Annotated in this window: 13 protein-coding genes; 7 read left to right on the top strand and 6 right to left on the bottom strand. The window is 72.8% G+C overall.

All coding sequences use genetic code 11. The features are described 5' to 3' along the window. The 3 genes from DLJ47_RS02210 to DLJ47_RS02200 all read right to left on the bottom strand — a co-directional run. A partial coding sequence (locus tag DLJ47_RS02210; protein ID WP_109898435.1) for a hypothetical protein occupies positions 1-344 on the bottom strand: 344 nt, incomplete at its 3' end. A gap of 94 nt (positions 345-438) precedes the next feature. After that, entirely contained in the window at positions 439-1,026 is a 588-nt protein-coding gene (locus DLJ47_RS02205) for an acyl-CoA-like ligand-binding transcription factor (RefSeq protein ID WP_109898434.1), read from the bottom strand. Further along, positions 1,004-2,515, bottom strand: a complete 1,512-nt coding sequence (locus tag DLJ47_RS02200; protein ID WP_109898433.1) for a DHA2 family efflux MFS transporter permease subunit — start codon at positions 2,513-2,515, stop codon at positions 1,004-1,006. The genes DLJ47_RS02205 and DLJ47_RS02200 overlap by 23 nt, the downstream gene beginning before the upstream one ends. Positions 2,516-2,782: 267 nt before the next feature. Here DLJ47_RS02200 and bla point away from each other — a divergent pair, with 267 nt between their 5' ends. Beyond that, complete coding sequence (bla, locus tag DLJ47_RS02195; RefSeq protein ID WP_109898432.1) at positions 2,783-3,685, top strand: class A beta-lactamase; 903 nt, start codon at positions 2,783-2,785, stop codon at positions 3,683-3,685. Positions 3,686-3,768: 83 nt separating this feature from the next. After that, positions 3,769-5,058 carry a D-alanyl-D-alanine carboxypeptidase family protein gene (locus DLJ47_RS02190; protein WP_109898431.1) on the top strand — a complete coding sequence of 430 codons (1,290 nt, stop codon included), beginning with the start codon at positions 3,769-3,771 and terminating at the stop codon, positions 5,056-5,058. Between the two features lie 79 nt (positions 5,059-5,137). Here the strand turns inward: DLJ47_RS02190 and DLJ47_RS02185 are convergent, their stop codons facing one another. Continuing rightward, positions 5,138-5,749 carry a dihydrofolate reductase family protein gene (locus tag DLJ47_RS02185; protein ID WP_109898430.1) on the bottom strand — a complete coding sequence of 204 codons (612 nt, stop codon included), beginning with the start codon at positions 5,747-5,749 and terminating at the stop codon, positions 5,138-5,140. A gap of 28 nt (positions 5,750-5,777) precedes the next feature. Beyond that, entirely contained in the window at positions 5,778-7,043 is a 1,266-nt protein-coding gene (locus DLJ47_RS02180) for an MFS transporter (protein ID WP_109898429.1), read from the bottom strand. Between the two features lie 47 nt (positions 7,044-7,090). Between DLJ47_RS02180 and pdxR the strand changes: the two genes are divergently transcribed. From pdxR to DLJ47_RS02155, 5 genes are all read left to right on the top strand, one after another. Next, positions 7,091-8,503, top strand: coding sequence for a MocR-like pyridoxine biosynthesis transcription factor PdxR (gene pdxR, locus DLJ47_RS02175; RefSeq protein ID WP_109898428.1), 1,413 nt, complete (start codon positions 7,091-7,093; stop codon positions 8,501-8,503). Positions 8,504-8,669: 166 nt separating this feature from the next. After that, positions 8,670-9,131 (top strand): VOC family protein, encoded by a 462-nt coding sequence (locus DLJ47_RS02170; protein ID WP_109898427.1) that lies wholly within the window; start codon positions 8,670-8,672, stop codon positions 9,129-9,131. Positions 9,132-9,170: 39 nt separating this feature from the next. Further along, complete coding sequence (locus DLJ47_RS02165) at positions 9,171-9,692, top strand: GNAT family N-acetyltransferase (RefSeq protein ID WP_109898426.1); 522 nt, start codon at positions 9,171-9,173, stop codon at positions 9,690-9,692. A gap of 120 nt (positions 9,693-9,812) precedes the next feature. Then, a complete protein-coding gene (locus DLJ47_RS36115) occupies positions 9,813-10,199 on the top strand; it encodes a hypothetical protein (RefSeq protein ID WP_233257615.1) in 387 nt (128 codons plus the stop codon). Then, complete coding sequence (locus DLJ47_RS02155) at positions 10,199-12,595, top strand: DUF4132 domain-containing protein (RefSeq protein ID WP_109898424.1); 2,397 nt, start codon at positions 10,199-10,201, stop codon at positions 12,593-12,595. Before DLJ47_RS36115 ends, DLJ47_RS02155 begins: the two co-directional genes overlap by 1 nt. Before the next feature lie 78 nt (positions 12,596-12,673). Here the strand turns inward: DLJ47_RS02155 and DLJ47_RS02150 are convergent, their stop codons facing one another. Then, complete coding sequence (locus DLJ47_RS02150) at positions 12,674-13,939, bottom strand: MFS transporter (RefSeq protein WP_109898423.1); 1,266 nt, start codon at positions 13,937-13,939, stop codon at positions 12,674-12,676. Between the last annotated feature and the right edge of the window lie 45 nt (positions 13,940-13,984).

The raw sequence follows: 13,984 nt of genomic DNA, 5'->3' as shown, positions 1-13,984 counted from the left end.
CGCGGGTTCTGCGTGCGGTACGCGTCCGCGGCCACCGGCGCGACGAGCGCGCCGAGCACGATCGCCACCGCCAGGTAGACCGCTCCGGTGCGGACCAGGCGACCGGTGAACGCGGCGACGGCGACGAGGATCGGCCCGCCCACCGCCACCAGGGCCAGCACCAGCGTCGCCCGGGCTGCTTCCCGGCCCGCCGACCGGCTCGGCTGGCCGGAGTGCTGGTCCGCCCAACCCGCCAGACCGATGCCGAACCACCACCACAGCGTCGCGAGTACCGCCACCACCCAGGCCAGCGTGAGAAGGGCGACGGTGGTCGGGGCCCAGCGGGACGTGACGGTCGACGTCATGCCGCGACGATAGGGTCGCTCGCCGCCGGCGCGCCTGAGTGCCGGTACCCAGCGGCACGACGCCGCACCGCCGGGATGTCCGCCGGGCGCCTGGTCAGGAGCCGAAGCCCGACTCCAGCTCGGCGAGGGCCTGGTCCATGACCTGGATCGGGTCGGCGCTGCGGTCGCTGGCCAGCCAGGTGGACATCGCGCCGAGCAGCGCGCCGCAGCAGGCGCCGGCGTACGCCCGCAGCCGCGCGCTGCCCGCCGGCTCGCCGGTACGCGCCGCCGCCGCCTCGGCGATCAGGTCGATCGTGGTCGCCACGTTGTCCAGCAGCCGCATCCGCACCGCCGGCACCCGCAGCATCAGATCCGCCCGCTGGAGCGTCTTCGTCCGGTCGGCGTCGTCGAAGTCGGCGAGCCCTTCGCGCAGCGCGTACCGCATGGCGGCCACCAGCGACAGCCCGGCGGGCGCCTCGGTGAGGTACCGGACGAAGACCGGGTCCCACTCGTCGTGGAGGACGACGTCCTCCTTGGTCTTGAAGTACCGGAAGAAGGTGCTCGGCGAGACCTCCGCCGCCGCCGCGATCTGGTCCACGGTGGTGTCCTCGTACCCCTGTTCCCGGAACAGCCGCAGCGCGTGCTCCTGGATCGACCAGCGGGTCTTCTGCTTCTTGCGCTCACGCAGCCCGGGTGAACTCATGGGCCGATTCTTCCTCGCCGGGCGCGGCCGGCGCATGGTTGGGCAGGAAGGCGGCGGCGAGCGCCGCGCCGGCCAGCGCCACCCCGACGCAGACCAGTAGCACCGCCGACATCGCGTCGAGGTAGGCCGTGCGGGCGGCCACCAGCAGCGCCGGGTCGCCCACCCGCGCGGCGAGGGCCGCCGCGCCGGCGACCGAGTCCCGGGCCGCCTCCGGCGCGCCGGCCGGCAGCCCGCCGGCGTACGCGTCGGCGAGCACGCTGCCCAGGACGGCCACCCCGACGGCGCCGCCCACCTGGCGCAGCGCCTGCGACAGCCCGGTACCGGCGCCCGCCTTGGCCGGTGGCAGCGCGCCGAGCACCGCGTCGACCGCGCCGGTGAGCGCGAGCCCGGTGCCGAACCCGATCACCACGAGCCAGCCCGCCACGACGCCGTACGCGGTGCCGAGGTCGGTCGCCGCGCCCCAGCCCAGGCCGGCGGCGGCCACGACCAGGCCGGCCAGCACCGGGATCTTGCTACCGAGCACACCCACCAGCCACTCGGCGACCTTGGCGGCGACGATCATGCCGGCCATCATCGGCACCAGCCGCAGCCCGGTGCCGAACGCGTCGTGCCCGCGCACCACCTGCAGGTACTGGGGCAGCACGAACAGCAGCCCGAACAGCGCGAAGGCGGCCAGCGTCGCGACCACCGAGCCGAGCAGGAACCGCCGGCTGCGGAACAGCGCGAGGTCGACCATCGGGTACCGGGCGCGCAGCTGCCAGCCGAGGAGGGTGGCCAGCAGGACGGCGCCGCCGGCGAGGGCCGCCAGCACCGCCGGGTCGCCCCAACCGCGGACCGGGCCCTCGATGATCCCGTACACCAGGGCCACCAACCCGAGGGTGGACAGGATCGCGCCCGGCACGTCGACGGGATTGCGGGCGGGGTCGCGCGACTCGGGAATCAGCACCGCGACCGCGACCAGGGCGAGCGCGGCGACCGGCACGTTGACCAGGAACACCGACCCCCACCAGTAGTTGTCCAGCAGGTAGCCGCCGACCAGCGGACCGAGCGGGACACCGGCTCCGGCGGCGGCGGTGAGCGAGGCGATGGCCTTGCGCCGGTCAGCCGCCTCCGGGAAGAGGACGGGCAGGGTGGCCAGGGTCACCGGCGTGAGGATCGCCCCGCCCACCCCCATGATCGCCCGGGCGGCGACGAGCTGCGCCGGGTCGGTGGTGAGGCTGGCCAGCGCCGAGGCCGCACCGAAGAGCAGCAGGCCCGCGACGATGAACAGCCGGCGCCCGTACCGGTCGGCGAGCGCGCCGGCCGGCAGCAGCAGCGCGGCGAACACCACCACGTACGCGTCGACGATCCACTGGAGTTGGCTGGTGCTGGCCCCGAGTTCCGCCCCGAGCGTGGGTAGCGCGACGTTCAGGATCGTCACGTCGAAACCCACGGTCAGCATGGCCAGCACCATCGCCGCGGCGGCCCACCAACGACGCGTCCCCTGCATGACACCGCCTCCTAAATGAGAGTAACTACTTTCTGACAGTAACTCTCAGAATCCTTGACGGCGACTGCCTCAGCAACAGATGTGCCGCCGGTCACACGGGAACCGCCGATTGCGGCTTCTCGCTTGCCGCCGGCGGCAACCGGCCCGAGCGGGTCGCGCGTGTACCCAACGATGGAAACCTCGACCAGCTCCCGCGAACGGCCGCTCCGGCCGCAAACCCGCGACAGCTCACCACGACCGACCACCACTCGCCGCGCCTTCCTGGCGATGGCGGCCGCGCTACCCGTGGCCGGATGCGCCACCACCCCCGCGGCCGGCCCCACCGATGCCGCTTCCGCCACCACCACACCTGCCACGGCCAGCCCCACCGCCACCCCGCCGGAGCAGCCACACCACCGGCTGACCGAGCTGGAGCGCCGGTACGACGCACGCCTCGGCGTGTACGCCCTCGCCACCGGCACCGGCGCGACGATCGCCCACCGGGCCGACGAACGGTTCGCCTTCTGCTCCACCTTCAAGGGCCTGGCCGCGGCGGCCGTGCTGCACGGCAACCCGCTGTCCCACCTGGACACGGTCGTCCGGTACACCGAGCGCGACCTGATGAAAAGCTCCGCCATCACCCGGCGGCACGTGGCCACCGGGATGACGATCCGCCAGCTCTGTGACGCCGCGGTCCGCTACAGCGACGGCACCGCCGGCAACCTCCTGCTGCGCGACCTCGGCGGCCCGGCCCGACTGACCGCGTACCTGCGTGGCCTGGGTGACCCGGTCACCCGGATGGACCGGTTCGAGCCGGACATCGTGACCGCCATCCCCGGCGACCCCCGCGACACCACCTCACCGCGCGCGATCGGCGTTGACTACCAGCAGATCGTGCTGGGTGACGCCCTGCCGCCCGACAAGCGCGCCTTCCTCCGCGGCCTGCTGGAACGCAACGCCACCGGCGCCGGCGCCCGACGCGTCCGGGCCGGCGTACCGAAGGACTGGACCGTGGCCGACAAGACCGGCACCGGCGACTACGGCACCCTCAACGACATCGCCCTGGTCTGGCCACCGGGCTCGGCGCCGCTGGTCATTTCGATCATGTCCAGCAAGGCCACCCGGGACGCCGAATACGATCAGGCCCTCATCGCCGACGCCGCCGCCTACGTGGTGGCCACCCTCACCTGAGCGGCCGGCACCCGCACCCCGCCCGACCAGACCTTCGAGACCACACCAGCGCGCCGGGCGCGCCACACGGGGAGACACCACCGATGACCTACTCCGCCACGGCCCGGGTGACCGGACCGGTTACCCCACCACCGCCGGGCCGGCGACGCGCCCGCGGTCGCTGGCTGCTCACCACCGGCCTGCTGACCGTGCTGCTGGCCGGTACCTCGCTGGTCGCGGTCGAGCCGCTGCGCCGTCCCTTGCCGGAACCGACGGTCACCCGCACCCTGCCCGCGTCGACGGTCATCCCCGGTGCCGCCCCGACGATCCCGTGGCCGCAGCGGGGGCAGGCCGCCCTCACGGTGGACGGCCTGGGCTCCCTCGGCACGTCGGGCGGCAGCGACCCGGTGCCGATCGCGAGCGTGGCCAAGGTGATGACCGCCTACGTCATCCTCACCGAGCACCCCCTCGACCGGGGCGAGCCCGGACCGCGGCTCACCGTCAGCGCGGCGCAGGCCGCCGCGTACCCGAGGGAACTGGCGCGCGGGGAGTCGCTGGTGCCGGTGGTCGCCGGCGCGGTCTTCACCGAACGTCAGGCGCTGCAAGCGGTGCTGCTCCCGTCGGCGAACAACATGGCGCGGATCCTGGCCGCCTGGGACGCCGGCAGCGTCGAGGCGTTCGTCGACAAGATGAACGACACCGCCGCCGCGCTCGGCATGGCCGACACCCACTACACCGACCCGGCCGGGCTCGACCCGGGCACCGTGAGCACCGCCGTCGACCAGGTGATCCTGGCCCGCAAGGCGATGGAACTGCCGGCGTTCGCCGAGATCGTGGCGCAGCGGACGGCCACCCTGCCGGTCGCCGGCACCGTGAAGAACTACAACTCCCTGGTCGGCAAGGACGGCGTCGTCGGGATCAAGACCGGCTCCACCGACGAGGCCGGCGGGTGCCTGGTCTTCGCCGCCGTCGTCACCGTCGGCGGGCGGAAGCTCACCATCGTCGGCGCCGTCCTCGGGCAGCCCGGCGCCAACACCCCCGTACAGCTGGACCGGGTGTTCCGGGCCACCCGCCCGCTGGTCCGCACCGCGGCCAAGGCGATCGGGGAGCACCCGGTCCTCCGGGCCGGCGACCAGGTCGCGACGGTACGCGGACCGCTCGGCGCCAGCACCACGATCAACGCCACCGAGGACCTGACAGTGCTGGGCTGGCCCGGCATGCGAGTCCGGTTGGACCTGGACCTCCCGGCCGTACCGGCGCAACTGCCGGCCGGCGCCGAGCACGGCCGGCTCACCGCGGCCGCCGGCGAGGGCGCTCCGGCCACCACCGCCCTGCGCACCGGCGAAGGGCTGGAGCCGCCGAGCACCTGGGACCGCATCCGACACCACCGCTGACCCAGACCCGCAACCCGCGGTCGGCCACCAGCGACGCGGTCCTCGCCCAGCAGCGCTTGGGCCGCTGGCGGGCTGAGGTCTATTTCTTGATCCGATAGCGCAGGTGGGTGACGTGCGGTGATTCGATCACGGCGGTTGTTTCCAGTTCGATGTGGCCAGTGTCCAGGTCGTCGAACAGTCGGGTTCCGGTGCCGAGCAGGACTGGTACCAGTTGGAGTCGGATCTCGTCCACGAGCCGGTGGCGAACGAATTGGCGGGCGGTGGAGGGTCCGCCCATGATCAGGACGTTCCGGTCACCCGCCGCTTGTCGTGCCAGGCGGAGCGCGTTGTCGATGCCGTCGGTGATGAACGTGAACGAGGCGCTCTTCATGACCAGTTCCTCGCGTGGTTCGTGGGTGAGCACGAAGCACGGCACCGGAAACGGAGTGTCCTGCCACAGATCGACCCCGACGTCGAAGGTTCGTCTGCCGATCACCACGGCTCCGGTCGTGGTGAACACGTCCCGCGCCTGCTCGGCGTCGACGCCGGCTGTGGAGACGCCGTCGGCGGCTACGGCCCGGTCGGCGTCACCGTGGAACAGCCATTCGTGCAACCGCTCGCCACCCCTGCCCATCGGCTGATCGACGGCGACATCCGGTCCGGCGGCGAAGCCGTCCAACGACACGCTCATGTTCAGCAGGGTGTGTCCCATCAGGTTCTCCTTGTTCTTCGTTGGCCGGTCATGCGTGGCCGCCGGTGAGACCGGCGTGCCGCTGGCGCCAAGCGGGCACGAGGACGGTGATCAGCACGGCGGCGGTGCACACGAATCCCGCCGAGTACCCGATCGGATCGAGCAGAAGTCCGAAGCCGACGGCCCCGATCCCCATTCCACCGTCGTAGGCGACGTTCCACAAAGCGCTCGCCCGAGCGAAGCCGGACGTCGGCACGCGGGCGAACATCAGGGCCAGCGTCACGTGCTGGGCCCCGCCGAACCCGATGCCGAACAGTGCGGTGCCGGCGACAACCGCCAAGGGGTTGGGTGCCCACGCGAGCGCAGCGGTACCCATTGCGACCGCGACTACTGCGGGGAGAAGCATGCCGCCGCCGTACCGGTCGCCGTAGCGGCCGGCCGCCCAGCGGGCCAGCGGAGTGGTGCAGGACTGCACGAGCAGCGCCACTGCGGCCAGTCGATGCGATGCCGCAGCGAGGCTGAGCGGTAGGAAGGTGAGCAGCACGCCGGCTACCAGCGCCACAGCGGCGAAAACCATCGCCGGTCCGGCAAGACCACCTACGTCGGCCGGGTCAGGCTTCGTCGCGGTCGGTGCGGACTGGGCTCGCGCCGGCTCGGTCAGCGCGGACTCCCTCGGCGCGGATCCGGCCAACGCGGACCCGGGCGGCGCCGTACGTCCCGGCAGGCCGGGGACGGCCAACAGGGCAAGCAACGCCAGGACGGCACCGGCGAAGAAGACGGGCCGGTAGCCGAGGTGTCCACTCAGCCATACGCCGGCAGGGAGGCAGGCGATGGACGGGACACCGACGGCCGCGCCATACAGACCCAGGCCTTCGCTGCGGCGACCGGCCGGCGCCAACTCCGCAGCCAGGGCCGAACCGGCGACGAAGACGATCCCCAGGCCCGCGCCACGCACCAGGCATACCCCGAGCACCAGCGGCGGCCACGATGAAATCGGCAGCACGGCAGCCGGTAACCCGAGGACCAGCAAGGCCAGCGAGATGACAGTCCGGTAACCGTACCTGCGGATCCAGGCCGGTGACGCCAGCTCGGCCAACACCGTGCCGAGCATCAGAACGCCGGTGGAAAGACCCGCGCCCACCCCGCCCGCGCCGGCTGCGGCCGCGTAGGACGGCACGACCGGCATCAGCAGGTAGAAACTGCCGAGCGCGCCGAGCGACGCGACCAACAACCGGACCATGGGGCCGGTCACGATCGGCTGGACCGACCTCTTCTCCACCATCTTCGCCGATGCGGCTGCCGAGGGTTGAACCATGATCGAACGCTAGAGCGGCGACCGGTCCGGCAGTAAGGTCCAGTTTCATGTCGACTCAGTGGACCAGTTTGAGTCCCGAACTGCTTCTGCGGGTTGACCGGACCAGCCCAGAACCGCTACGAGACCAGCTTGAACGTGCCCTGCGAGAGGCTATCCGCGCCGGTCGGCTGCGCGCCGGCGACCGCCTTCCGTCGTCGCGCATGCTGGCCAGAGACCTTGACGTCTCGCGCGGTCTGGTCACCGAGTGCTACGCCCAACTGCACGCCGAGGGCTACCTCGCCGCCGTCCCTGGCTCGGCCACCCGGGTCGCCGCGACCGCCCATCCACCGCAGGCCGGACCGACGCACGTCACCCACAGCGCACCGATCAGAATCGACTTCCGGCCCGGCGTGCCCGACCTGTCGAGCTTTCCCCGCGACGAGTGGACCCGCGCCGTGCGCCGCGCCTGCCGTCATGCGCCCGCCGAAGCCCTCGGCTACCCCGATCCATACGGCGACCCGGTGCTGCGCGACGGGCTCGCCGCCCACCTCCGGCGAGTCCGCGGCGCCGCCGCCGACCCGGACCACCTCGTCGTCTGCGCCGGATTCGCGCAAGGCATGCAACTGCTCCTGCGCGTCCTGGGCGACGAGGGCGTACGGACGGTCGCCGTCGAGGACCCCGGTGATCCAGACCATCACGCCATCGCCACGATGCTGGGTCTGAAGGTCGTCCCCGTACCCGTCGATGACGACGGCATCGACGTCGACGCCCTCGCCGCGACCGACGCGCGCGCCGTGATCCTCACCCCGGCGCACCAGTCGCCCACCGGAGTCGTGCTGGCTCCCGAACGACGCCACGCCGTCATCGCCTGGGCCACCGCCCGAGATGCCACGATCATCGAGGACGACTATGACGCCGAGTTCCGGTACGACCGTGAACCGGTTGGCGCCGTGCAGGGCCTCGCCCCCGACCGGGTCGCGCTGCTCGGCTCGGTCAGCAAGTCACTGGCACCGGCGTTGCGGCTCGGCTGGGCCCTCAGCCCGCCCCACCTGGCGGCGGCCGTCGCCCAGCACAAGCAGCTCGCCGACCGCGGCTCACCCGTCATCGAGCAGCTTGCCCTCGGCGAACTACTGGGCAGCGGGCGGTACGACCGCCATCTGCGCCACATGCGCCGCCGCTACGCCGCCCGCCGCACCGCGCTCGTGCAAGCGCTACGGCAACACGCACCCGACATCGAGCTTCGCGGCCTGGCCGCCGGTTTCCACGCCGTGGCTCACCTACCCGCCGGCGCCGACGAGCACGCCATAGTCGAGGCCGCCCGCCGCCGATCCGTCGGCCTCTACGCCATGAGCCGTTACCGCATGACAGCGCCGCCACGCGCACCACAGCTCGTCCTGGGCTTCGGCAACCTCACCCCGGACGCCATATCCGAGGGCATCAGCATCGTCGCCGACCTCCTGCACACACTGGATCGCCGATAGCGGACCGATCCTGTCCGGAAGACCTGTCACAGTGACTCCATGGCCGGTCACCTCGACCGGAACCGCGCCCCGCCCGGTGCCGTACCGGATCCACCACCGGTCTGGAGGTCGGCCTGTCGCCCGACCCCCACCCGCACATGAAACCAACCATGGACGGAGCAACCCGATGAGCCGCCACATTCAGGTCACCTTCGACGCCCACGACCCGCGGGCGCTGTCCTCCTTCTGGCGCGACGTGCTCGGCTACGTCCACCCCGCCCCGCCCGGCGTCGACCTGCCCGACGGCGCCGACCCGCTGGCCGCGTGGGACGACTTCCTCGCGCGGATCGGCGTACCGGAGGAGCAGCGCAACACGAGGTCGGCGATCGAGGATCCGGACGGGCACGGCCCGCGCCTGTTCTTCCAGCAGGTGCCGGAGGACAAGGTCGCCAAGAACCGCGTCCACCTCGACGTCCGGGCCGCTCCCGGACTGGCGGGCGAAGAGCGGATCGCGGCGCTGGAACGCGAGTGCGAGCGGCTGGTCGCGCTGGGCGCGAAGCGTCTCCGTCGCCACGAACCCGAGCCGCCGCTGAGCGCCGGCCACATCGTGATGGCCGACCCCGAGGGCAACGAGTTCTGTTTGGACTGACCCGGTCGGCGTACCACCTCCTCGCGTTACCGTTGCCGGGTGCCCGAACTGATCGCGCCCACCACCCGCCTGCACACCGCCTGGCTCGACGCGCACGCGGAGTGGGGCCCCGGACAGCACGAGGACGGCTTCGGGCTGGATCCCTCCGACGACGTGACCTCGCCGGCCGGGTTCGCAGCGTGGGTCGCCCGGCTGCTGGACCAGTCGGATCCGGCGAAGCCGCTGGACGCCGGCAGGGTGCCCTGCACCTATCGGTGGATCGTGGAGCACGACCGGGTGCTCGGCGGGATCGCGCTGCGGCACGGCAGCAGCGACTACGTGCGGTGGGCCGGGCACATCGGGTACGGCATCCGGCCCTCCGCGCGCCGCCGTGGGCTGGCGACCTGGGCGCTGGGCCGGATGCTGGCGGAGGCGCGGACGCTGGGCCTGGATCGGGTGCTGGCGGTCTGCGCGGTCGACAACGCCGCCTCGGCGAGGACGATCGAGCGGTGCGGCGGCGTCCTCGAAGGCGTCGGGGAAACCAGGTTCGGCCCGGCCCGGCGTTACTGGATCGACCTCTGACGGCCGGTCAGCGAGCGCCTGGCGCTCGACTGTGGACTCCCCGAGCAGGAGTCCTGCAGCCGGGCCGGGACTGGACGGGAAGAAGTGTCGGCCCGGTCTGGCACGCTGACCGCCGTGGTGATGATTGGCATCGTCGACGAGACGACCGCGGGTCGCGAGCAGAGCGCGTGGCATCTGGAGATCTTCGAGGAGCGGCTGTCGCTGCGCGAGGTCATCCGTCGCCGGGTGTTCCAGGAGGTCGCCGAGCACAACGCCCGGCGCTCGGGCCCGTTCCGCGGGCTGGTGCAACCGTCGGAGACCGAGCGTGCGCTCAACGGCCCCGGCAGGTACGAGCACCGCCCGGTGGACCCGCAGCGCCAGTACGAGCGCGCGGTGGAGGCCTTCGGGCGCAACGGTTTCATCGTGCTGGTCGACGACCGGCAGGTCGACGACCTCGACACGCAGGTCGACCTGCGAACGGGCAGCGAGATCACGTTCCTCCGGCTCGTTCCCCTGGTCGGTGGCTGATGATCGCCGTGCTTCCGGAAGCGGCCCTGTCGCCGTACGCGGCCGACCTGCTGCGGCTGATGACGGTCCCCGGCGCCGCCGAGGACGACCCGATCGCGCGCGAACCGGTGGACACGTCCCGGCTCAGTGACCGCGAGCTCGGCACACTGCTCCCCGTCGCCTTCCGTCTGCCGGTGCAGCATCCCGCGCACCGGGTGCTGGGGGCCGTCGTGACGGCCGGCCGGTCGCGGCAGCCGGCGTTCACGCCGGAAGCGTGTGCCGCCATGCTCTCCGTCGTCGTCGAGAAGCTGGAGCGGGGCGGCTACGACGGCTACGCCGTGCTGGCCGTCAACGTGCTCGTCCGCTGCGAGGGGCCACTGCCAGCGGAGGCGACGGAATCGGCCAGCAGACTGGTCACCCTCCTCGTCGACCGCTACCGGCCTGCCCATCCATACACGGTGCTGGCTCTCGCCGGGGTCGCCGGTGGATTGACCGGGCGGATCGAGAGCAAGCTGTTCGGGTGGTCGCGGCATTCGATCGCCCGGGACGAGGCCACGGTGGTGTCCAGGCTCGGCCCTACCGCGCAGGCACTGCTCGCCGAGGCGAGCGGTGAGCGCTCGTACAGCTCGCCGCCGCCGCCGCCCGACATCTGGCAGCGGCTTGCCGACCTGCCGGAGTACGCGTCGTTCGCGTACCGGGCGCTCGACGCGGCACGCAGCCGGGCCGCCGACATCCAGGCCGGCCGGATCGCGTACCAGGCGGATGCGGCGTTCGAGCGGGACGAGGCCGGTGCGCTCGGCCGGGCGGTGCGGGTCGCCCTGCTGCGGGACGAGCCCTGGCTGGCGGAGCTGCTGGGGCAGCTCCTGCCGGGTGTCGCCGTGGCACCCACCGCTGCCCGGACGGCGCCCTCGCAGGCTTTGCTCTACGAGGTTGCCCGCGCCATCGGAGATTTCCCCACGCCGGAGGCGATGGCCGCGTTGCGTGCCGCCCGCGCCGCGGCCCGACACAAGGGCATCCACAAGCAGCTCGACCGCGAGCTGCGGCGGATCGAACGGGCGCTGGGGGACCGGCCCGACGTGGCGTTCCGGCTGCCCGACCTCGGGTTCGGGCCCGACGGCGTCCGCACCGTGACCGTCGGCGGGTACCACGCTGTCCTCACCCTGTCCCACGACGTCGACCTGACCTGGCGGCGGCCGGACGGCCGGGCGCTGGCGGCCGTCCCGACGGCCGTTCGACGCGACCACGCCGACACCGTCAAGGAGCTGCGCGACCTGGTGAAGCAGGCCCGTGGCCAGCTCGCGACGGTGGCGCGGACGCTGGAAGTGGGCTACACCGCCGGCACCACGCTGCCCTACCGCCGCTGGCGTGACGAGTTGGCGGCGAACGGTCTCGGGTGGAACGTGGTGCGGCGCCTCATCTGGGAAGTGCCGGACGCGTCCGGCCGGTGGCGGGCGGTGCTGCCCACCGGCGACGGGTTCGCGGAGCTGAGCGGAACGGCCGTGCCCGAACCCGACCCGGACGCCGAGATCCGGCTGTGGCACCCGCTGCACACCTCGGCCGAGGAGATCCGGCGCTGGCGTGACGAACTCGTCGATCGCCAGCTGCGGCAACCGGTCAAGCAGGCGTTCCGGGAGGTCTACCTGCTGACGCCGGCCGAGTTGGAGACCGACACCTACTCCAACCGGTTCGCCGCGCACGTCGTCCACTATCGACAGTTGTACGCGCTGCTGAAGGGCCGGGGCTGGACGTGTTCCCGGCTCGGGCCGTGGGACGGTGGGGACACCGACGACGCGTACCGGGTGCTGCCCGGCGGGGCCTGGCGGGTCGGGTTCCGGTACGACTACCGCGACGAACAGCCGGACGGCGTGGAGTGCGCCAGCACCGACCGGGTGTGGTTCGACCGCCGGGTCGGCGGCGCCTGGCGGACGGCACCGCTGGCCGACGTTCCGGCCATCGTCCTCAGCGAGGCCATGCGCGACGTGGACCTGTTCGTGTCGGTGACCTCGATCGCCGCCGATCCGCACTGGATGGACCGTGGTGACGACCTCCACGCCGACTACTGGCGCCAGGGGAGCCATGCCGAGCTGACGGCGACGGCGCAGACCCGGCGGGCCGCGCTGGAGCGGATCATCCCGCGGACGACGCTCGCCGATCGGTGCGAGCTGACCGAGCGCCATCTCGTCGTACGGGGACAGCTGAACACCTACAAGATCCACCTCGGCAGCGGCAACATCCTGATGGAGCCGGGCAACAGGTACCTCTGCATCGTGCCGCCCCGGCGCGGACCGCAGCAGTCGGTCTTCCTGCCGTTCGAGGACGACCGGCTGGCGCTGGTCCTCAGTAAGGCGTTCCTGCTCGCCGACGACGCCCGGATCACCGACCCGTCGATCGTGGCCCAGCTGCGCGCCGCCCGTTGACCACGGGTCGGACGGCAGCGACGGCACGGCGCACCCGGCGAGCCGTGGGCGGGGCGATGGCTCGGGCAGCCGGTCGGGTCAGGTGGACTCGCCGGAGACGGCCGGCGCGAGGGCCGGCTCCGGAGCGGCTGGCTCCGCGCCGGCCCGGCGGATCGGCGTGAACAGCCCGCTGATCGCGACCAGCAGGCAGCCGGTGCCCGCGACCACGGCGACCGCGGTGACACCGTACCGGCCGGCGGCCCAGGTCAGCACCGCCGCCCCGGCCGGCCCGAGCGAGTAGTGCGTGCTCCAGAACGCCGAGGTGACCCGGCCGAGCAGGTGGTCGGGGGTGATCTCCTGGCGTAACGACATGGAGCAGATCCCACCCACGCTGACGCCGCACAGGTACACCGCGGTGAGCACGGTGACGGCGGGCACGTTCCCGACCAGGCCGATGCCCACGATGGCCAGGCCGCAGGTGGAGAGCGCGCCGACCCAGGTGACGCCGAAGCCGCGCCGCCGGCGCAGCGGCGCGACCAGCAGCGCCCCGGCGATGGTGCCCAGCGCCGCCAGGCCGAGCACGGTGCCGACGGTGCGGTCGGAGCCGCCGAGGTCGTGCTTGACGTGGTAGACGAGCACGTCGGTGAAGCCGTACGTCAGGAAGATGAAGACCGACAGCAGCACGGTCAGCGAGCGGAGCACGGGCTGACGCCAGAGGAACCGGGCGCCGGCGAGGAACTCGGCGAGCCGGCCGGTGCTGCCGGTCGGTTCGTCGTCGTCGGCCTTGCGGAGCCGGACCAGCCAGAGGCCGGCGGCCGACAGGGCGAAGCTGGCCGCGTTGATGGCGATGGCCGCCGTCGGGCCGAACCGGGCGGACACCACGCCGGCGAGCAGCGGCCCGCCCACGGCGGCCAACGCGTACGTGGCCTGCAGGCGTCCGTTGGCCTCGGTGATCCGGTCCCGGTCGACCAGGTTGCGGACCGCGGTGACCGCCGCGACCTGGAAGACCATGCCGGCGGCTTCGCAGATCGGCAGGACGACGAAGAGCAGCCAGACCTGCGGGCCGGCGAGCCAGGCCAGCGGGATGAGGCTGTAGAGCGCCAGCCGGGCCAGGTCGGCGGCGATCATCAGGGTGCGCCGGTCGTAGCGGTCGACCAGGACGCCGCCGAAGACGCCCGCGCCGACGGACGCGGCGCCGGCGACCGCGGTGAGCAGGCCCATCTGGGCCACCGATCCGGTGGCGTGCAGCACGAGCAGCGGCACCGCCAGGTAGGCGAACGCGTCGCCCGCGGCGGAGAGCGACTGCGCGATCCAGTACGTGCCGAAGTTGCGGTCACGCCACAGGGGAGGTCGGACCGCGTTCATGCCGGCGAGCGTAGTGCGCGCCGGCCGCGGCGGCGCGCACTACGC

Origin of the sequence: Micromonospora sp. S4605 (assembly GCF_003176715.1) — a bacterium.
GTDB lineage: Bacteria > Actinomycetota > Actinomycetes > Mycobacteriales > Micromonosporaceae > Micromonospora > Micromonospora echinaurantiaca.
This window is presented reverse-complemented; position numbering and strand designations above follow the sequence as displayed.